Raw genomic sequence first — 20302 nt, forward strand, 5'->3', positions numbered from 1 at the left:
CCCCGGTCGCGACCGGGGATTTTCGGTGGGCTCGGCCTATTTTCGATTCCGCACCGTCCCTGACGCCGTCGACGAGGTGCAAGGATGTGGTCTGCCAGAGGCCGATACGGCCCTTGGCGCCGGCATGCGGATGCCGGCGCATCACATGCCGTCGCTGTGGCGTTCGCCGACGGCACGAAACGACTGAGGAAGGACTCACGTGTCGTACCTCCTGCGTGTCAGGCTCCCCGATCGTCCCGGTAGTCTCGGCTCGCTCGCCCTGGCGCTCGGTTCGGTCGGCGCCGACATCCTGTCGCTCGACGTGGTCGAACGCGGCAGTGACTTCGCGATCGACGATCTCGTCGTCGACGTCGAACCGGGCAAGCTCCCCGACACGCTCCTCACCGCGGCCGAGGCCCTGCCCGGCGTGACGGTCGACTCGATCCGCCCCTACGCCGGGATCCTCGACACACACCGCGAACTCGAGCTGATCGATCACGTCGCCGCCGCGCGCGACGATCGGATCCAGATCCTCGTCGACGGCGCGCCGCGGGTGCTGCGCGTCGGCTGGGCGACCGTCCTCGGAGTCGGGCCGAACGGCATCTTCCGCATCGCGGGGAGCCCGGGTTCGCCGGAGACCCGTCTCAGCGGCGTCCCCTGGATGCCGCTCGCCGAAGCCACCCTGCTCGACCACGAGGGCGACTGGGTGCCGCAACTCTGGCGCGACATGGACACGATGCTCGCGGCCGCTCCTCTCGGCTCATCCGAGCGCGTCCTCGTCCTCGGGCGTCCCGGCGGACCCGAGTTCCGGCCGTCCGAGATCGCGCGCATCGGTTACTTCGCGGGCATCGTCGGCACCGTCCTCCGGTAGTCGCCCGAGGTTCGGGGACAGACCTCAGCCGACGACGAGCCTGTGTGCCTGCGCGATCGCTTCCTCACGCGAATGCACACCCAGTTTCCTGTAGAGGGAACGCAACTGGGTCTTGACGGTGTTGAGGGTGACGAACTGTTCTTTGGCGATCGTGCTCGCCGTGCCGCCGGCGAGCAACGCGTCGAGGACCGCGCGCTCGCGTGGGGTCAGCCGTACGACGACACGGATCTCACGGAAGATGCCGTACTCGGCCATCGCCGAGTCGAGATCGATCGGCAGGTCGACACCCAGGGACAGGATGTCGCGCACGGCCGACGGTGGGACACCGACGAACGGCCGCGTCACCCCGGCATGTTCCGCCAGCACCACGGCCCGCTGGAGCCGTCGTCGCGCATCGGTGCGGCGACCGAGTCGCAGCGCCGCCACCGATCCGATCAGAGCGAGTTCCGCACCGACGGCCGGACAGCGCTCACGGGCGGCATCCCCGCGATGCACGATCACCTCGGCGCCTCCGGGATCGCCGGCGAGCAGACTCGATCGCGCCCGGACCGGAGCGGTGAGGGGGTGCGTCGACCCGTCGAGCAGCTCGCGTGCCGCACCGGGCTCACCGAGAGCGAGGTGCAGATCGGCGCGCGCGGCATCGACCAACACCGCGGAGATACCGGTGAGGCGATGGGAGAAGTGCTGCAACTCCGAATCGATGTACAGCAGGCCGTCGGCGGGCACACCACTGAGCAACGCCAGTCGACCGCGCGCGTACATGACGGCCGCCCACAACTCCTCCGTGTGGCGGGGTGTGCCGAGCTCGGAGAGTGCGCGGAAGGCCGCACCGGTGTCGAGCCGGTCGAGTGCCACGAGCGCGGTGGCGGCCAGACCCGCCGTACGGACGAGGGCCTCGGCTTCTCCCAGGATCGGCGGATGCCGGCGCTCCTCCTCGATCCACCGGGTGGCCTCGTGAGTCCGGCCCCGGAGCGCTTCGAGGAGCGCGAGTTTGCCTGCGGCCTCCCGCTCGACGAACACCCCTCGCCCCGCCGTGTGGGCGTGGCGCAGCATCGTGCCGGCCTCGGTGGTGCGTCCGCCGAGGAGGTAGACGGTGCCGAAGTTGAGGTATTTCAGTCCGTGAGCGTGCCGGGTCGTGGTGTCGAGCGTCTCGAAATCCGGCACGGGTTCGGTGGCCAGGCCATCGCACACCTCCATCGCCTCGTCGTAGGAACCCTGCATCCGGAGAGTTCCGAGGCGGAGGACCGCTTCGAAGGGTTGCGGGAATGTCCACTCCCTCGGCTCTTCCGAGTCGTTCCGCGCATGGGTGATCGTCCGCAGCAACGCGACGGTGCGATCGTCGGTCGCCATGCCGTCGGGAAGCAACTCGAGCAGCACGATCCCCAGGGAGCGGAGCGATCCGCTACCGTACAACGCCACCCAGTTCTTCTCGACGATGTCGATCGCGCATCGCCGGTCGCGCCGCTCCACGGCGTGTTGGAGGGCGATGTCCGGACGTGAGCGCTGCAACCAGTAGTCGATGAGAGCCGACCGCGCATCCCACAATTCCTCCGGGTATTCCGCGTCGCCCACCCGCAGGAGTGATCTTCTGACGACTTCGGGATAGCACCGGGTGGTCCGGCCGCTCGCAGGGTCCACGTCCGTCGAACAGGTCTCGATCAGTCCCGAATCGGTCAGTGCGGCGAGGAAGACGTCGCCGTCGTCGATGTGCGGCAGGGCCGAGATCGACGACCGTGTCACCGTGTTCGGTGCGGCGGAGACCAGGACCGAGCGGGAGGACAGTGCCGGTGAGGAATCCGCCGCCAGCGCATGCATGACGACGAGATCGACGGCCGAGTCGACGAGTACGTCGAGGGCGCCGGCGCCGTAGGCCCGGTGCGGTCTCTCCGCGCGCAGCGTCGCGCACACCGCTGCGACGAACGCGGCGAATCCGCCGGTGCGGCGGGTGATCCACTCGACGGTGCGTTCGTCCCGTGCGAGTCCGAAGAGACGACACAGTGCAGCGGTCTCGTCCACGGTGAACGCCAGGTCGTCGGTTCCGACGACCGTCCTGCGCCGGTGCCCGTCGACATGTTCGGCCCACGAGCCCGCAGCCCTGCTGGTCGCCACGACGCGCACCCGCGGACCGAGCTGCAGCAACCGCGCCACCCGGTCCTCGATCGCCTCGACCGACCGGACACCGTCGAGCACGAACATCACCGGTCGGGCGTGCCGGACCAGTACCGAACACACCGTGTCGAAGGAGCCTTCCGTTGCAACGGATTCGTCGACTCCGAGGGAATTGCACAGCGACGATGCCACCGTCGCCCAGTACGTCTCGGGTGTGACATCGTGCGCGGGCTCGGGAACCACCACGGGCACCATGTCGGGACACGGGTCGGTCGCCAGCCATGTGTCGACGAGTGTCGTCTTACCCGAGAAGGGACCACCGACGAGCACGGCGAGTTCGGAATGTGCAGACAGAACGGAGAACAATCGGCGACGAGACAAAGGCATCGTTCTCGGCACGTCCACTATCCCTTTCGCATCCGGACAGCATCGTCCCCGAAACGGACTCACAGATTTGTGCGAATTCTAGCAGTGCGCGGGGGAATTGACGGATTTCACCGGAATTCCGATCGAGCGCCGGGAATCACATCGAAGTAATTCTCCACTTCGATTCCCGCGGTCCACGAACGGTTCTCACGGCGACGGGGGAGAAGCTCCCTGAGCTTCTCCCCCGTCCGTGACATCGTCAGTGCGCGAATGCCTGGGCGGTGTGGCCGCGGCCGACACCCTTGCGGAGATATCCGACCACATCGGCGATGTCCTCGCCGAGCTTGTGGGCCATGTCCCGGCTGAAGCCCTCACGGAGCACGATGCGCAGCACCGCGACGTCCTCCGCGTCCGCCGGCATCGTGTAGGCCGGAACCTGGAACCCGCGGGCCCGCAGCTCGTGGGAGATGTCGAACACCGTGAAGCCGGGATCGCCCGTCACCTCGAAGGAGATCACCGGAATGGCGGAGCCCTCCGTGATGATCTTCATGTTCTCGATCTCGGAGATCTGCTCCGACAGCATGAGCGCCGTGTCGCGCAGCGTCTCCATGATCTGGGTGTAGCCGGCGACACCGAGCCGGATGAAGTTGTAGTACTGGCCGATGACCTGGTTACCCGGGCGCGAGAAGTTCAGCGTGAACGTCGGCATGTCGCCACCGAGGTAGTTGACCCGGAAGACGAGGTCCTCGGGCAGATGTTCCTTCGAGCGCCAGACGACGAAACCGATACCCGGATAGGTCATGCCGTACTTGTGGCCACTGACGTTGATGGACACGACCCGCGGCACCCGGAAGTCCCATTCGAGATCCGGATGGAGGAAGGGTACGACGAAGCCACCGGAGGCGGCGTCGACGTGGAGCGGGACGTCGGGACCGCCGGAGGCCGCGAGCTCGTCGAGCGCGGCGGCGATCTCCGCCACCGGCTCGAGCTCGCCGGTGAAGGTGGTGCCGAGGATCGCGACGACGCCGATGGTGTTCTCGTCGACCGCGTCACGGACCTGCTCGGGAGTGATGACGTAGCGGCCGGGCTCCATCGGCAGGTACTTCGGCTCGACGTCGAAGTAGCGGCAGAACTTCTCCCACACCACCTGCACGTTGCTGCCGAGCACCAGGTTCGGCTTCGACGCGTCCTTGCCGGCGGCCTTGCGGGCCTCACGCCAGCGCCACTTGAGCGCGAGCCCACCGAGCATGACGGCCTCGGACGAACCGATCGTCGAGACGCCGGTGGCCGACGACGGATCGGCCGGATCGAGCTCCTCGGCGTGGAACAGGGCCGCGACCATGTTCACGCAACGGGTCTCGATCTCCGCCGTGGCCGGATACTCGTCCTTGTCGATCATGTTCTTGTCGAACGTCTCGGCCATGATTCGGCCCGCCTGCGGATCCATCCACGTGGTGACGAAGGTCGCCAGGTTGAGCCGCGAGCTGCCGTCGAGCATCAGCTCGTCGTGGATGAACTGGTACGTCGCCTCCGGATCGGTCTCCGACTTGGGAAGCCGCAGAGCAGGAATCGGGTCGGTACCGAGCCGGCCCGTGTAGGCGGGTGCGAGTGTCTCGCTCGGAGCGGTGGGATCTGACATGGCTTCCTCCATTATTCGCGCATCGAACACTCGTCCGATCCGGTGGGCGTCGGGGCATACGGGACAGTTCTCACACCTCGATCGGCGGGTACAGCCTCTCCATCGTGTAGCGGCGGTTGCGCCGGACCGACAGGGCACTCAGGGTCAACGATACGAGCAGAATTCCGACGAGAACGGCGATTGCGATCCACAATCGCGAATCGATGTTCTCGGCGACGGTGAGCTGCCGCAGACCGTTGACGGTGTAGGTCATCGGGTCGAACGGGTGGATGTACTGGAACGGCTTCGCGGTGGTCGGCACAGGGTAGATACCGCCGGCCGAGACGAGTTGCAGCATCAGGAAGGCCAATGTCACCACACGGCCGACGGCGACCCCGAAAATCGCGTTGAACGCCTGGATCATGGCCAGATACGTCGCGGAGATCAACATCAGGAACAGGATCGTGCCCATCACGTGCTTCACGTCCAGTCCGACACCGAAATGGACGACCGTGTACATCACGACCACCTGCAGGATGCCCACCAGCAGCGCCGGCCAGTACGACGCGAGAACCGTGCGGTAGGCGCCGAGTCCCGCGACGGTGGGCCGCGACTGCAGCGGAGTGAGCAGCATCCAGGTGATGATGCCTCCGACGAACAGGGCGAGCGACAGGAAGAACGGCGCGAAACCGGTACCGAAGGTGGGTGCCTCGTTCGTGTAGTTCTGTTGCAGTGCAACCGGAGTCGACAACGTCTCGGCAGTGGAGGTGCGCTGTTCGTCCGTCCAGCTCGGCACCTGGGTGGCGCCCTGGCTCAGTGCCTGCGCCAGTTCCTGCGAACCCGACTGCAGCTCGACCATTCCCGAAGACAGTTCTCCCGCTCCGTCGGCGAGCCGGACACTGCCGTCGGTGAGTTGGACGAGACCGGAGTTCAGCGTGGCGGCGCCGGAGCTCAGCTCGTCGACACCGCTGCGGAGTTGGTTCACCTCCGCCGCCAGACCCCCGCTCGACAACGTCGCCAGGGCGCCCTGAAGCGGACTGTTCGGATTGCCGAGTTGATATTCGAGTTGTTCGGCGTCGGCCTGCAGGCGCACGATCTCTGCGCGCAGGGCGTCGGCATCGGAGGCCGCCTGTTGCGCCGTCAGCGGCGTCAACGCCGTGATCGCCTGCTGCACGACCGGATCGGAGCTCCGGTTCAGGATGTCGACCACCTGCTGCACGGCCTGGTTCACCGTCGACTGTGCCGTCTGCGGAACGCGCGATTCGAGAGCGTCGAGCGAAGCCCGCAGCTCGGCTGCCTGCCCCGCGACACCCGAGAGGGCACCGCTGTCGAGCGCGCTGAGCAAAGGACCTGTCACACCGTCGATCGCGGTGGCGAGTTCGTTCGCGCCGACGGCGAGCTGCGCCGACCCGTCCCGCGCCGTGACCATGTTCGTCGCGAGCTCCTGCGATCCCGAGGCGAGCTGGTCCGCACCACTCTTGGCCGTGTCGATACCGTCGGCGAGCTGTCCGGCACCGTCGGCGGCCTGCTTCAGACCCGAGCCGGCGGTCTCGAGACCGGTGAGCACGGTCCCGACACCTTGGGCGCCGATCGCGGAGTTCACCTGTCCGATCACCTGTTCGGACGCGTCCTGCCCGATGATCGTCGCGAGATAGTTGTTCGCGTCGTTGAAGGTGAAGACCAGATTCGCCTTCTCGGGGTTGTCGCCGTTGGGGGATTCGACCGCTTCGGTGAAATTCTCCGGAATCGTGATGGTGTAGTAGTACTTTCCGTCGGCCAGACCGGCGACGGCGTCATCCTCCGACACCTCCGCGAGATCGAGCTGACCCGACGCGATGAGGGACTTGACGACCTGATCACCGGCATCGACCTGCTCCCCCGTCGACGAACGACCGGTGTCGTTGTTGACGATCGCCGCCGGGATCTTGTTCACTGCACCGAACGGGTTCCAGAAGGCCCACAGGTACATGGCGCCGTACAGCAACGGCATGAGAATGATCGTCGCGATCGCGATGCGCGGCATCGTGCCGCGGAAGTATCGCTTCGAGTCGCTACCGAGAGAGACGCCTGCGAGCACTCGTCACTTCCTCTTCGTCAGGACGCCGATGTCACCGGGTCCGAGCAGATCGTGCATGTCCACCACAGCCCGCACCCCGACGGTGGGATCGACGGGGTTCACGTCGCCGACGATCACCGACCGGTTCTCCCCGAGAGCGACGAGCCGGTCGAGCAGGGTGGCGCGTTCGACGTTGTCGGCGATCCGGTCGATCCGACCCACCACCAGCAGTGGCGGGCGTCGGGTGTCGGCCACCGAGATCCGCAGCAGCAGTTGCTGGAGTTCGGGGAGATCGTCGACGAACGCCTCGAGCGGTGGCAGCGGTACGTCGCCGAAGATCTCCTCGCACATCTCGGCGACGCCGTCCTCGCGCACCCGCGGAACGAACTTGTACCACGGGGAATCCCACCGCTTCTGCTCGGTGACGAGATCGCGCACGGTGACCGACGGGCGCACCTCGTCGAGTTCGTTCATGCACGCGATCGCCGACCGCGCGATGATCTTCTGCGGCCGGTCCTCACCGAGAACCGTCAACGATCCCCGGGTCAATCGCATGCGACCGCACAGGGCCATGAGCAGCGCGGTCCGTGCGGCACCGGCCTGTGCGGCCAGAACCGTCACGCCCCCGGCGTCGAGGTCCAGGTCGAGGGGGCCGAAGACGTGACCCCACGGTCCGTGGAGTTCGATCCCGCGCGCAGACACGAGCGTGCCCGGGGTCTGGCGGGCAACCGCCTGCTGCACGGCCGGAGCTCCGTACGGAGAGGTCTCGAGATCGTCCGGTCCGGCTGTGCCCGCCGATGTTCCGCCGTAGTTTCCATCCGCGACGAAGGGATCCTCGAGTTGTTCGTCCGACAACTCGTCCCATGCCCCTGCGTCGCTGTGCTGTCCGTAGTGGGTCACCGACCGTCCTTGCGCCGAACGAGTGGGGCGTGGTGTCGTGTCCGATACGCGTCCACGATCACAGGCTGTTCTTGACGACGTGGCCGTTCTTCACGATGACCGACAGGTTCTTGGCCGGATCGGCGAGCAGACTCAGGTCCTCGAGCGGGTTTCCGTCGACGAGGAGCACGTCCGCCCAGGCACCCTGGTCGATCACGCCCCATCGGGCCTGCCGGTACGGATCGCGCTCGCCGGCGAGCCGGAACAGTTCGGCGTTGCCGGAGGTGAGCATCCGCAGCGCATCGAGGTTGCTGTAGTGGTCGCCGAGCCGCGCGGCCATCTCGCTCTGGCGCGGCGCGATCTGCGGCTCGAGCAGCAGATCGGTTCCCCATGCGGTGTTCACGCCGTGCTTCTGCGCCCACTCGTAGACGTGGTCGGTGCCGGTGCAGATCTGCTTGTCCTTCTCCGCACGATCCGGATCGGGATAGTGGTGATCACCGAGCGCGAAGGGCTGCATCGACAACCACACCTCCTTCTCCGCCAGCAACGCGACGGTCTCCTCGTCCGCGAGGTGGCCGTGCTCGATCGACTTCACTCCGGCCGCGACCGCGCGGCGGATCCCGGTGACGTTGTAGACGTGGGTGGCCACGTAGGTGCCGTAGTCGGACGCCGCCTGGACCGCGGCCCGCAGTTCCTTGTCGATGAACTGGACGGTGTACAGCGGGTCGTACATGGACGCCGCCCCGCCGCCGACCATCAGCTTGATCTGCGATGCGCCCTTCTTGAGCTGCTCGCGCACGGCTGCGAGGACCCGGTCCTCACCGTCGGCGACCCGCATGAAGCCGATCTGTTCGGCGCGCGCCTGGTCGCCGCCGAGGGCCGTGGGGCATTCGTAGACGAAGCCGAAGTCGCCGTGCCCGGCCGTCTGCGAGATCGCGGCCTGGGACGGGTAGATCCGAGGTCCGTCGAACAGTCCTCGGTCGATCACCGACTTGATGCCGCCGGTGTCGCCGGCCATGTCGCGGACGGCGGTGAAACCGCGCAGCAGCATGTTGCGGGCCTCCGCGAGGCCGTTGAGCGCAATGTGCGCTTCGCTGCCCATCACCATGTCGATATAGGAGTTCGCGTTGCCGACGAGGTGGACGTGCGCGTCCGACATGCCGGGCATGAGAACCCGCCCGCCACCGTCGATCACGTCGGTTTCGCGGCCGGGTTCGTCGCCGATCGGCGATGCGGACACGGCCAGGATGCGGTCTCCGTCGATCAGAACGTCGCCGGTGACGAGTTCTCCGGAAATTCCGTCGAAAACTCGCACATTACGAAAAAGGAGGCGATGTGTGGACTTACCGGTCTCCGTCATGGCTGGGACGCTAACGCGCATCGAACACGGTTTCTTACCAACCGACAAGTTTCCGGTCCAATTCACCCCGGCCATTCACCCTTTTTATGAAATATACTCTGACCTGCACCTATCCGATCGGACAGTTTCTTCCGAAAACGCACAAATTTCCAATCTCGGACTTATACTGCGCCAATGCTGATTCACCCGACATTGCGCATGCAGTCCTGGGGATTCGTCATCGGGGCCGTCCTGTTCGCATTGGGTTCGGCACCCGTAATTGCGACGATTCTCGGCACCGCAGGTGCAAATACTTCGTTCTTCGTGGGTTCCTGGTTCTTCACGGGTGCGGCATTCGTCCAATTGATGCGGAGTGGACCGGCGACCGTCTCCGACAAGGGCAGCCCGGCGATCCGCGCCGACTGGCTGGCCTCGCTCACCCAGTTCATCGGTACGTTGCTGTTCAACGTCAGCACCGGAGCAGCACTGCACGCCCACACCGTCAAGGGTGAGATGCACCTGGTATGGAACCCCAATCTCGAAGGTTCCCTGTGCTTCCTGGCGTCGAGCGCCATCGCGTGCGCGATCCTCTGGCGGTCCGGCTCGCATTGGACGCCGCGCTCGAAGGACTGGATCAGCGGATGGCTGAACATGCTCGGGTCGATCGCTTTCGGGGTCTCCGCGGTCGGTTCGTTCATCCTCGACGACGGAAACACTCTCGACCCGAGCCTGGCCAACGCCGGCACGTTCGTCGGCGCGATCTGTTTCCTCCTGGCCGCGGCGGTGTTCCTCGGTAGGCGAAGCGCCGAGGAACACGAGTCCGCTACGGCTCCTTGATAATCCGTCGACAGGACACCTGCCGGCGGGAGGCGTCTCAGTTCTCTCCTTCGCGCCCTTCCAGGTAGGCGCGAGCAGCATCGGGCCCCTCGTCGAGCAAAATCCGGAAACCGTCCTCGTCGAGCACAGGCACCCCGAGATCGGCCGCCTTGTCGGCCTTCGACCCCGGATTGTCGCCGATCACGACGAAGGCGGTCTTCTTCGAGACCGATCCGGCTGCCTTGCCGCCACGCGCGACGACGGCCTCCTTGGCCTGGTCGCGGGAGAATCCCGCGAGCGTGCCCGTGACCACGATCGACAGTCCTTCGAGCGTCCTCACAATGGATTCGTCGCGCTCGTCGGCCATCCGCACGCCCGCTGCCGCCCATTTGTCGACGATCGCGACGTGCCAGTCGACGGTGAACCAGTCGGTCACCGCGGCGGCGATCGTCGGTCCGACGCCCTCGACGGCCGCGAGCTCCTCGACGGACGCGGACCGGATCCGGTCGAGGCTGCCGAACTCGGTGGCCAGGGCGCGCGCCGCAGTGGGTCCGACATGCCGGATCGACAGGGCGACCAGCACGCGCCAGAGCGGTTGCTCCTTCGCCTTGTCGAGATTCTGCAGTAGGCGTTCGCCGTTCTTCGACAGCACACCCTTGGTGGTACGGAAGAACGGGAGGCGTTCGAGGTCTTCTGCCGTGAGTGAGAACAGATCGCCCTCGTCGGCGATGACGTTTCCCTCGAGAAGCGCCGTGCCCGCCTCGTAACCGAGCGCTTCGATGTCGAACGCTCCCCGACCCGCGACGTGGAAGACTCGTTCGCGCAACTGCGCCGGGCACGACCGTGAATTGGGGCAGCGCAGATCGACGTCGCCCTCCTTCGCGGGAGCCAGAGGTGTGCCGCACTCGGGGCACTGCGAGGGCATCTCGAAGTGGTACTCGGTGCCGTCGCGCAGGTCGACGACGGGGCCGAGCACTTCGGGGATCACGTCACCGGCCTTGCGGATGACCACGGTGTCGCCGATCAGCACGCCCTTGCGCTCCACCTCGGACGCGTTGTGCAGCGTCGCGAGCGAGACCGTGGACCCGGCGACGGTGACCGGTTCCATGTAGGCGAACGGGGTCACGCGCCCGGTGCGCCCGACGCTGACACGGATGTCGAGGAGCTTGGTGGTGACCTCCTCCGGCGGATACTTGTAGGCGATCGCCCAGCGAGGAGCCCGGGACGTGGCGCCGAGGCGGCGGTGCAGTCCCATGTCGTCGATCTTGACCACGAGACCGTCGATCTCGTGCTCGACGTCGTGCCGGTGCTCACCCCAGTAACGCATCCGCTCGACGACCGCCTCGGCACCCTGCACGCGCGCGGTGTGCGGGGAGACCGGCAGCCCCCAGGCGGCGAAGGCCGCGTAGGCGTCGGACTGCGAACGGGGTTCGAAGCCTTCCATTCGGCCGTAGCCGTGGCAGTACATACGCAGGTGCCGCCGCGCGGTGACGGCAGGATTCTTCTGCCGCAGGGACCCGGCGGCCGAGTTGCGCGGATTGGCGAAGGGCGGTTTGCCCTCGGCAACCAGGCCCGCGTTGAGGGTCTGGAAGTCCTCGAGCCGGAAGAACACCTCGCCGCGAACCTCGAGCAACGAGGGAATCGGGTATTCGTCACTGCCGGTGAGTTTTTCGGGAACGTCGTCGATGGTGCGGGCGTTGAGGGTGACGTCCTCGCCGGTGCGGCCGTCGCCGCGGGTGGCGGCGCGGACGAGTTTGCCGTTCTCGTAGATCAGACTCAGCGCGACACCATCGATCTTCACCTCGCACAGATAGTCGGGGTGTGTGCCGGTCTCGGCCTCGGCGCGCGAAAGCCACGCACGCAATTCGTCCTCTGTGAAGACGTTGTCGAGGCTGAGCATGCGTTCGAGATGTTCGACGGCGCCGAACTCGGTGGCGAATCCGCCACCGACCAGCTGAGTGGGCGAATCCGGCGTGCGGAGTTCGGTGTACTGCTCCTCGAGCGCCTGCAGTTCGCCGAGGAGCGCATCGAACTCTCCGTCGGAGATGACGGGGGCGTCGCGCACGTAGTAGCGGAACTGATGCTCGCGCACCTGTTCGGCGAGATCCTGCCAGCGCTCACGCGCCTCCGGAGGAGCGGTGATGGGTGCGTCCGTCGGTTCACTCACAGCCTGCAAGCCTAGTCGAGGGAGCCGACAGGAACGCTCAGAGTGTGTCGGCTTCCTCGGCGAACGCCGAGGCGACGTCGCGCACGGAACGCAGGGCAGCCCGCGCCCCGTCCGTGGACGCCGAGGCCAGCCCACAGACCGGACTCACCGCCATCGAGTGCAGCACCTTCCGGGGGAAACCGAGCCGGTCGATCAGGTCGACGGCCGGTGCCGCGTACTCGCGCCAGCCCGTCGACGCCGGAGCGGTGGCAGGCACGAGCCCCAGGATCGGGACCGTGCCGGAGTCGAAGAGTTCCCCGAGTCCGTCGAGGTCGGAGCGTCGCACACGACCGACGTCGAAAGCGACCGCCTCGGCAGCGCTGCGCCGCAGGAAATCGGCCGGGAAGGTGTCCGCGCAGCAGTGCACCGCGACGGACAGTCCGGTGCCCCGGATCGTCGTGTCGAGCACGTCCAGCGCTTCCGGATCCGGGACCGCGGGCACGGTCTCGAGAATGGTCCGGCCCTTCAGCGTTCCGGCGAGCACGTCGGGAAGCGACGGTTCGTCGAGTTGCGCGACGACCGGCACACCGATCCGGCGGGTGATCTCGGCCGCGTGCCGGGCCAGCCCTTCCGCGAGCGATTCGGCCAGCTCGCGGACGGCACCGCGGTCGGTGAGCACCCGTCGCCCGGTGGCAAGTTCGACGTGGGCGGCGAGGGTGAGCGGTCCGGCGGACTGCACCTTCACCGGGCGGGTGACGTCCGAGCCGGCGCGTTCCCAGGCCTCCTCGAGCGCGTCGAGATCCTGCGCGAGCAGATCGCGCGCCCGGGCGGCCACGGTGCCGCGCCGCGACACCAGGCGATATCCGGTGGTCGAGGTGTCGAGATACATGTCGACGAGCAGCGCACTGACGCGCCCGATGATATCGGCACCGAGCCCACGCGCCGGTAACTCGACGAGATGCGGCAGATCGGTGAGTTCGCCGACGACGACCGCAGCGGCCTCGCGCGGGTCCGTTCCGGGCCACGAACCGATGCCTGTCGCGGCACCGGACCACACCTCGCGGCCGGGGGCAGGTGCCGTCACCGCTCCCCTGCCGTAATGGTGCCGCTGCCGAGAACGATGTCGCCCGCTGCATCGGGGCGGTACAGCACGGCGGCCTGACCGGCGGCGACACCGGTGAGCGGTTCGCGCAGCGTGATCTCGATACCCGTGCCCACCGCTTCGGCGACGGCCGGGGCCAGTCCACCATGTGCGCGGACCTGAACGACGCACTCGATCGGGCCGACGGGAGCCGTGCCCGAGGTCCACACGGCGCGCTCGGCCCGGATCGACCCGACCTTCAGCTGTTCGGCGCTGCCGACCCGCACGGTGCCGCTCCCCGGCTCGATCGCCGTGACGTAGCGGGGACGTCCGTCGGGTCCGGGTCCGGCGATGCCGAGCCCCTTGCGCTGGCCCACGGTGAAGCCGTGTACGCCGTCGTGCTGCGCGAGCACCTCACCGGAACGGTCGTCCACGACGGCGCCCGGGCGCACGCCGATCCGGGCACCGAGGAAGGCTCGCGTGTCGCCCGAGGGGATGAAACAGATGTCGTGGCTGTCGGGCTTGTTCGCCACCGCGAGTCCGCGTTCGGCCGCCTCCTCGCGGATCCGGCTCTTGGGGGTGTCGCCGACAGGAAACACCGCGCGCGACAACTGCTGCGCGGTGAGCACGGCCAGCACGTACGACTGGTCCTTGTCGGCGTCGACGGCGCGGCGCAGCACCCCGCCGTCCAACTGCGCGTAGTGACCGGTGGCGACGGCGTCGAAGCCGAGGGCCACGGCGCGGTCGGCCAGCGCCGAGAACTTGATCTTCTCGTTGCAGCGCAGACACGGATTCGGGGTCTCACCGGCCGCGTAGGACGCGACGAAGTCGTCGATCACGTCCTCCTTGAAGCGGTCTGCGAAATCCCACACGTAGAACGGGATTCCGAGCACGTCGGCGGCGCGACGGGCGTCGCCGGCGTCCTCCTTCGAACAGCATCCCCGCGAGCCGGTGCGCAGCGTGCCCGGCGCGCTCGACAACGCGAGGTGTACTCCGACGACGTCGTGTCCGGCCTCGACCATGCGGGCGGCGGCGACCGCCGAGTCCACACCGCCGCTCATTGCCGCAAGAATCCTCATCTCCGGTCACCTCCTCGTCCACCGGCGCTCGCCAGTCCGGCGGCGCGAGCCCTGTCCACCACGGAAGGGAGAGTTTCGATCAGCTTCTCGATGTCGCCACGGGTCGTCGTGTGTCCCAACGAGAATCGGAGCGATCCACGCGCCGTGACGGGGTCCGATCCCATCGCGACGAGCACGTGGCTCGCACGCGCGACCCCGGCCGTGCACGCCGAGCCGGTCGAGCATTCGATACCGGCTGCGTCGAGCAGCATCAGCAGCGAATCCCCTTCGCACCCGGGGAATGTGAAGTGTGCGTTGTTGGGCAGTCGTCCCGCCCCGCGGGGGCCGTTGAGGATCGCGTCGGGAATCACCGACTCGACACCCGCGACGAGAAGATCGCGCAGGCGTGCCAGTTCGGCGTTACGTCCGGGCAGATCCGAGGTGACCTCGCGCAGCGCCGTAGCCATCGCCACAACGGACGCGGTGTCCTGTGTACCCGAACGCACGTCGCGTTCGTGACCGCCGCCGTGGGCGAGCGGCACGCACGGCACCTGCCTGCCGAGCAGCAACGCGCCCACCCCTTGCGGCCCCCCGAACTTGTGGGCGGCCAGGGTCAGCGCCGACAGGCCGCTCGCGGTGAAGTCGACGGGGAGATGAGCGACCGCCTGCACGGCGTCGCTGTGCATCGGAACGTCGAACTCGGCGGCGACGGCGGCGAGTTCGACGATCGGCATGACGGTGCCGACCTCGTTGTTCGCCCACATCACGGACACGAGGGCGACCTCGTCGGCGTAGCGCGAGAGTTCGTCGCGGAGCGTGCCGGGATCGACGCGTCCGGACCGGTCGACCGGAAGCCACGTCACCACTGCGTCCTCGTGCTCGACGAGCCATTCGACGGCGTCGAGCACAGCATGGTGCTCGACCGCGCTCGCCAGGATCCTGCGACGACGGGAATCCTGGGCGCGGCGGCCCCAGTAGATGCCCTTGATCGCCAGGTTGTCGCCCTCGGTACCACCGGAGACGAAGATCACCTCGGAGGGCCGGGCGCCGAGGGCGGCTGCGATCGACTCTCGCGACTCTTCGATGCGGCGGCGCGCTGCGCGCCCCGAACCGTGCAGGGACGACGCGTTTCCGACGGTGGTGAGGACCGACGTCATCGCCTCGACGGCCGCAGGAAGCATCGGCGTCGTCGCGGCGTGATCGAGGTAGACGGTCGTGGAGGTACCGGAGGGACCGGAGGCGGGCGAGGTCATGACCGATCCAGGATAGCGGGTGGGCACGGGTGCCCGCCGCGCTCAGGGGGTCCGCGGGCGGGCGGCGTCCGCCCGGTGCGCCGCACGGGCAACCGGTGAGCGGTCGACCGGCACGGAGGATATGGCATCGGCCACACGATCGGCGCGGACCGCGCGGTCGCATCGGGCCGCGAGATCACGCCGGTCCTGTCCCGGCCGTTCGAGCGGCGCCAGGACGACTTCGGCGACGACACCACGGTTCCGGATCATCCGCCGGAGCGACGACCCGATCGTCTCGTCACCGACGAAGGCGGGCACCGCGGTGGACTCGCCCGTGCGCTGGCGGTAACGCAGTCCGACCGGCTGGACAAGGCACTGTACGTCCACCGCCGCCTGGAGCAGTGCGGGACGGAAACCGCCGTAGGCCCGACCGCACCATGTCGTGCCCTCGGGGAAGACCGCGACACGTTCGCCTGCGAGCAGGCGGGTACGTATCCGATCGATCACGTCGGGCAGCAGACGCAGCCGTTCCCGGTCGATGGCGATGACACGCATCCGGCGTGCGAGTGTGCCCAGCACACCCCAGTCGAGCAGGTCCGCCCGTGCCACGAAGACAGCGGGAGCGACCGCGGTGAGGACCAGCACGTCGGTCCACGAGACGTGCGGTGCAACGACGAGCACGCCCCCTGCGTGCGCCCGCCGGTCACGTCTGTCGTCGACCGTCGGGTGAATGCCCACGCACCACAGCAACACGCGCGCGCTGCGACGCAACGTGTGTTCCCGGCGCGTCGCAGGAATCATCCGTCCGGCCGACAGGAGTGGTACCACCGTCAGCACGAGCGCCACGAGCGCGATGCGCAGCCCCACCGTCGGCAGACCCACACGGTCCGCGTCGTCCGGCAGACACCGCACGCCGCACGGGCTCGACGGCATCCACCCGTGCAACCGCGTCATCGCGTACCACCCTCGTTGCGCTCCGCGACGGCCCGCAAGCGGGCGAGATACCGTGCGTTCGCCCGGTCCACGGCGAGTATCGCGACGAAGTCGGCGACGCCGAAGTCCGGGTCGTGGGCCGGTTCACCACAGATCCGGGCACCGAGCCGGAGATATCCGCGCAGCAGCGGCGGCACCACGGGGCGCGGTGGCGGCGCGATCTCGTCGAGAGGATGGCCGTCGACCACGACGGGGTTCAACGGGCGTACCCGTGATGCGGGCTCGATCGCGTGTCGGTCGAGCAGAAGGTCGCGCACACCCCGCACGTTCGACGCCTCGGGTTCGTCGGGCGTCGTGCGCAGGGGCACCGACACGCATCCGACGACCTCGTGGTGTCCGGTCATCTCGAGATAGAGCAGGATCCCGGCCCACATGAGGGTGAGCACGGACCCGGAGCGGTGGGCCGGATCGACGCAGGCCCGACCCATTTCGACGAGGCCGCGTCCGTGGGGGTCGAGGGCGGTGAGATCGAATTCGGTGGCGGTGTAGTACCCACCCGCCTCGCGCGCGGCCTCGGGCAGCAGCATCCGGTAGCAGCCGACGACATCGTCGGTGACCCGGTCGTGCACGAGTATGTGGTCGCAGAACTCGTCGAAACGGTCCGTGTCGAGACCGGTCCCGGAATGAGGGAGCCGGAAGCCCGGTTCGTTCGCGAAGACCCGATGGCGCAGACGTTGCGCAACCGTGCGAACGGACGGTTCGGTCGAGACGACGAGAGAATAACGGGGGCCGGACAGGATCGGGGCGGTGAAATGACTCGGGCGGTACAGCACCGACGATGTGGTCATGCCGAAGGTGTAACGAGTGCGGGAGGCGTGCCGACGGCGCCGGGATGTCGCGGTGATGCATCGCCGATGAACACTCCGCCGAACAGATGTGGCCCCGCTCCTCGAAAGGAACGGGGCCACCCAGGGATCGGTCTGCCCGAGCAGATCAGCCCTTGTGCTTCTTGACCTCGTCGGTCAGCTGCGGAGCGACGTTGAACAGGTCGCCGACGACGCCGTAGTCCGCGATCTCGAAGATCGGGGCCTCTTCGTCCTTGTTGACGGCGACGATGGTCTTCGAGGTCTGCATGCCGGCGCGGTGCTGGATCGCACCGGAGATGCCGAGTGCGACGTACAGCTGCGGCGAGACCGTCTTGCCGGTCTGACCGACCTGGAACTGGCCCGGGTAGTAGCCGGAGTCGACAGCGGCGCGGGACGCACCGACGGCGGCACCGAGCGAGTCGGCGAGTTCTTCGACGACGGAGAACTTGTCGGCCGAACCGACACCGCGGCCGCCGGAGACGACGATCGACGCCTCGGTGAGCTCCGGACGGTCGCCGCCGACGATCGGATCGCGCGAGACGATCTTCACGGCGTTCTCTTCCTGGGCCGGAACCTCGACGGCCACGCGCTCGGCGGCAGCGGCTTCGGGCTTGGCCTCGACGGCACCCGGACGGACAGAGATCACGGGGACCTCACCGTTGGTCTTGGCATCGACGGTGTACGCACCACCGAAGATCGAGTGCACGGCCGAGCCGTCGGCCTTGACGTCGACGACGTCGACGAGCAGACCGGAACCGATGCGGGCGGCGAGACGGCCCGACACCTCCTTGCCCTCGACGGACGCGGCGGTGATGACGGCGGCGGGGCTGGTGGACTCGACGAGCGACGCCAGGATGTCGACCTTGGGGGTGACCAGGTACTTGTCGACGTCGTCGGACTCGGCGGCGTAGACCTTGACCGCACCGGCGGCGGCGAGGGCGTCCTGCAGCGCGTCGGCGGTGCCGGGAGCACCGGCGACGACGGCGGCGGGTTCGCCTAGCGCACGCGCGGCGGTGATCAATTCGGTGCTGACCTTCTTGAGCGCGCCCTCGGCATGCTCGACGAGCACGAGTACTTCTGCCATTACTACTTCTCTCCTAGATATGTCAGATGTTGTCGCGGGGGCGCGATCAGATGATCTTCTGGCCGACCAGGTACTGGGCGATCTTGGTGCCGCCGTCGCCCTCGTCGGCGACGCGCTCACCTGCGGTGCGCGGCGGCTTCGGGGTCACACCGGTGACGGTCGAGGCCGCATTGGCGACGCCGAAGATCTCGGGATCGAGGCCGATGTCGGCGAGGGTGAGGGTCTGAACTTCCTTCTTCTTGGCGGCCATGATGCCCTTGAAGGAGGGGAAGCGAGGCTCGTTGATCTTCTCGGTGACCGAGATGATGGCGGGGAGCGGAGCTTCGATGCCGAAGACACCCTCGTCGGTCTCACGCTCGCCGGAGGCCTTGCCGTCCGCGATGGTGAGCTTGCGCAGGTGCGTCAGGTGCGGCAGGCCGAGGTACTCGGCGATGATCGCGGGAACGGCACCCACACGGCCGTCGGTGGCCTCGTTGCCGGCGATGACGAGCTCGACACCTTCGATCTGACCGAGCGCCGCGGCGAGCGCGTACGCGGTCTGGATGGAGTCCGAGCCGTGCAGGGCCGGGTCGTTGAGGTGGATCGCCTTGTCGGCGCCCATGGACAGCGCCTTACGGATGGCGTCGGTCGCGCGGTCGGGACCGGCGGTCAGAACGGTGACCTCGCCGCCGTCGCGCTCCTTGATGAGCAGAGCTTCCTCGACGGCGCGCTCGTTGATCTCGTCGAGCACGGCGTCGGCGGCCTCACGGTCGAGCGTGTAGTCGCCGTCGCTGAGCTTGCGCTCGGACCACGTGTCGGGGACCTGCTTGATCAAAACGACGATGTTCGTCATGGGTCTGCGTCGACCTCCTGTGTGTAGCTGCCTTTGGTCGGCAAGGCGCTGCCTGAACCGAGCACTCGTGTCTTTCGCACGGCGTGTGCGATAGATTATCAGCCGCTAAGTTACCAGCCGGTAACTTGACGGAATTCCCGATTCACCATAACCGCACGGAAGGACGACCGAAGCTGTGATCCGGAACACCGGAGACCTCCCCTCCGGGAAGGGGGCTAATGTCGTGGCGGTGAGCGACACCCCCGCCCGCGCCGACGATGCGCACACCCTTCCCCTCACCGGCGAACGGACGGTCCCGGGCATCGCCCAGGAGAACTACTGGTTCCGACGTCACGAGGTCGTCTACCAGCATTTTCTTCCCCGGTGCGCGAACCGGACCGTGCTCGAGGCCGGCGCCGGCGAAGGCTACGGGGCCGCCATGATCGCCGACGTCGCCGCCCGGGTGATCGGTCTCGACTACGACGAGAGCGCCGTCGCCCACATCCGCGCGCGCTACCCCCGCGTGGACATGCGGCACGGCAATCTCGCCGAACTTCCTCTCGAGGACGAATCGGTCGATACGGTCGTGAACTTCCAGGTGATCGAGCATCTGTGGGATCAGACACAGTTCCTACGCGAATGTCACCGCATTCTCACTCCCGGCGGTGAGCTGCTGATCAGCACGCCCAACCGCGTCACCTTCTCCCCCGGCCGCGACACCCCGCTCAATCCCTTCCACACCCGTGAGCTGAACGCCGCCGAACTGACGCAACTGCTCGAGGACGCCGGCTTCCGCGTCGAACTCATGACGGGCGTGCACCACGGACCCGCCCTGCGCGCTCTCGACGCCAAGCACGGCGGATCGTTCATCGACGCTCAGATCGAGCGGGCGCTCGCCGGCGAGCCGTGGCCGGACGACCTCACCGCCGATGTCGCCATGGTCTCCGTCGACGACTTCGCCATCGTTCCCGAGAACATCGACGCGAGCCTCGATCTCGTCGCCATCGCCGTGAAGGACCCTGCAGCGAAGGACACTGCGCCGTGAGTGCCGCATCACC

Annotated in this window: 17 protein-coding genes; 4 read left to right on the forward strand and 13 right to left on the reverse strand. The window is 67.6% G+C overall.

All coding sequences use genetic code 11. From position 1 onward, the window contains the following. Both A8G18_RS23235 and A8G18_RS18490 read left to right on the forward strand, forming a co-directional pair. Nucleotides 1–187: hypothetical protein (locus tag A8G18_RS23235; protein ID WP_209447049.1), on the forward strand; the 187-nt coding region annotated here is incomplete at its 5' end. 12 nt (nt 188–199) lie between these two features. After that, on the forward strand, nt 200–850 hold the full coding sequence (locus A8G18_RS18490; protein ID WP_064065007.1) for an ACT domain-containing protein: 651 nt from the start codon (nt 200–202) through the stop codon (nt 848–850). Nucleotides 851–874: 24 nt separating this feature from the next. On the opposite strand, the gene A8G18_RS18495 is transcribed toward A8G18_RS18490, so the two are convergent. From A8G18_RS18495 to A8G18_RS18515, 5 genes are all read right to left on the reverse strand, one after another. Next, the gene (locus A8G18_RS18495; RefSeq protein WP_064065008.1) at nt 875–3346 is read right to left on the reverse strand and encodes a LuxR C-terminal-related transcriptional regulator; all 2472 of its coding nucleotides are present in this window, start codon (nt 3344–3346) and stop codon (nt 875–877) included. Nucleotides 3347–3584: 238 nt separating this feature from the next. Continuing rightward, a complete protein-coding gene (gad, locus tag A8G18_RS18500; protein WP_026003165.1) occupies nt 3585–4964 on the reverse strand; it encodes a glutamate decarboxylase in 1380 nt (459 codons plus the stop codon). A 70-nt stretch (nt 4965–5034) separates the two neighbouring features. After that, a complete protein-coding gene (locus A8G18_RS18505; RefSeq protein WP_064065009.1) occupies nt 5035–7020 on the reverse strand; it encodes a YhgE/Pip domain-containing protein in 1986 nt (661 codons plus the stop codon). Nucleotides 7021–7023: 3 nt separating this feature from the next. Then, nucleotides 7024–7899 (reverse strand): hypothetical protein, encoded by an 876-nt coding sequence (locus A8G18_RS18510; protein WP_064065010.1) that lies wholly within the window; start codon nt 7897–7899, stop codon nt 7024–7026. A 58-nt stretch (nt 7900–7957) separates the two neighbouring features. Continuing rightward, nucleotides 7958–9238, reverse strand: a complete 1281-nt coding sequence (locus tag A8G18_RS18515; RefSeq protein WP_064065011.1) for a metal-dependent hydrolase family protein — start codon at nt 9236–9238, stop codon at nt 7958–7960. A 174-nt stretch (nt 9239–9412) separates the two neighbouring features. Between A8G18_RS18515 and A8G18_RS18520 the strand changes: the two genes are divergently transcribed. Further along, entirely contained in the window at nt 9413–10054 is a 642-nt protein-coding gene (locus A8G18_RS18520; protein WP_064065012.1) for a hypothetical protein, read from the forward strand. A gap of 37 nt (nt 10055–10091) precedes the next feature. Here the strand turns inward: A8G18_RS18520 and ligA are convergent, their stop codons facing one another. From ligA to A8G18_RS18560, 8 genes are all read right to left on the reverse strand, one after another. Beyond that, nucleotides 10092–12200: an NAD-dependent DNA ligase LigA gene (ligA, locus tag A8G18_RS18525; protein WP_064065013.1), complete on the reverse strand. Its 2109-nt coding sequence runs from the start codon at nt 12198–12200 to the stop codon at nt 10092–10094. A 37-nt stretch (nt 12201–12237) separates the two neighbouring features. Then, a complete protein-coding gene (locus A8G18_RS18530; RefSeq protein ID WP_064065014.1) occupies nt 12238–13263 on the reverse strand; it encodes a uroporphyrinogen decarboxylase/cobalamine-independent methonine synthase family protein in 1026 nt (341 codons plus the stop codon). After that, nucleotides 13260–14339, reverse strand: coding sequence for a tRNA 2-thiouridine(34) synthase MnmA (gene mnmA, locus A8G18_RS18535; protein ID WP_064065015.1), 1080 nt, complete (start codon nt 14337–14339; stop codon nt 13260–13262). Before mnmA ends, A8G18_RS18530 begins: the two co-directional genes overlap by 4 nt. Beyond that, nucleotides 14336–15571 (reverse strand): cysteine desulfurase family protein, encoded by a 1236-nt coding sequence (locus tag A8G18_RS18540; RefSeq protein WP_064065016.1) that lies wholly within the window; start codon nt 15569–15571, stop codon nt 14336–14338. Before A8G18_RS18540 ends, mnmA begins: the two co-directional genes overlap by 4 nt. 42 nt (nt 15572–15613) lie before the next feature. Then, a complete protein-coding gene (locus tag A8G18_RS18545) occupies nt 15614–16504 on the reverse strand; it encodes a lysophospholipid acyltransferase family protein (RefSeq protein WP_064065017.1) in 891 nt (296 codons plus the stop codon). Next, nucleotides 16501–17331 (reverse strand): GNAT family N-acetyltransferase, encoded by an 831-nt coding sequence (locus A8G18_RS18550; protein ID WP_064065018.1) that lies wholly within the window; start codon nt 17329–17331, stop codon nt 16501–16503. The genes A8G18_RS18545 and A8G18_RS18550 overlap by 4 nt, the downstream gene beginning before the upstream one ends. A 145-nt stretch (nt 17332–17476) precedes the next feature. Further along, nucleotides 17477–18433, reverse strand: coding sequence for an electron transfer flavoprotein subunit alpha/FixB family protein (locus A8G18_RS18555; protein WP_064065019.1), 957 nt, complete (start codon nt 18431–18433; stop codon nt 17477–17479). Between the two features lie 46 nt (nt 18434–18479). Further along, entirely contained in the window at nt 18480–19265 is a 786-nt protein-coding gene (locus A8G18_RS18560) for an electron transfer flavoprotein subunit beta/FixA family protein (RefSeq protein WP_016935711.1), read from the reverse strand. 223 nt (nt 19266–19488) lie between these two features. Here A8G18_RS18560 and A8G18_RS18565 point away from each other — a divergent pair, with 223 nt between their 5' ends. After that, the gene (locus A8G18_RS18565; protein WP_064065020.1) at nt 19489–20289 is read left to right on the forward strand and encodes a class I SAM-dependent methyltransferase; all 801 of its coding nucleotides are present in this window, start codon (nt 19489–19491) and stop codon (nt 20287–20289) included. The last annotated feature ends 13 nt before the right edge of the window (nt 20290–20302 follow it).

This window comes from Rhodococcus gordoniae, assembly GCF_001646655.1.
GTDB classification, from domain to species: domain Bacteria; phylum Actinomycetota; class Actinomycetes; order Mycobacteriales; family Mycobacteriaceae; genus Rhodococcus; species Rhodococcus gordoniae.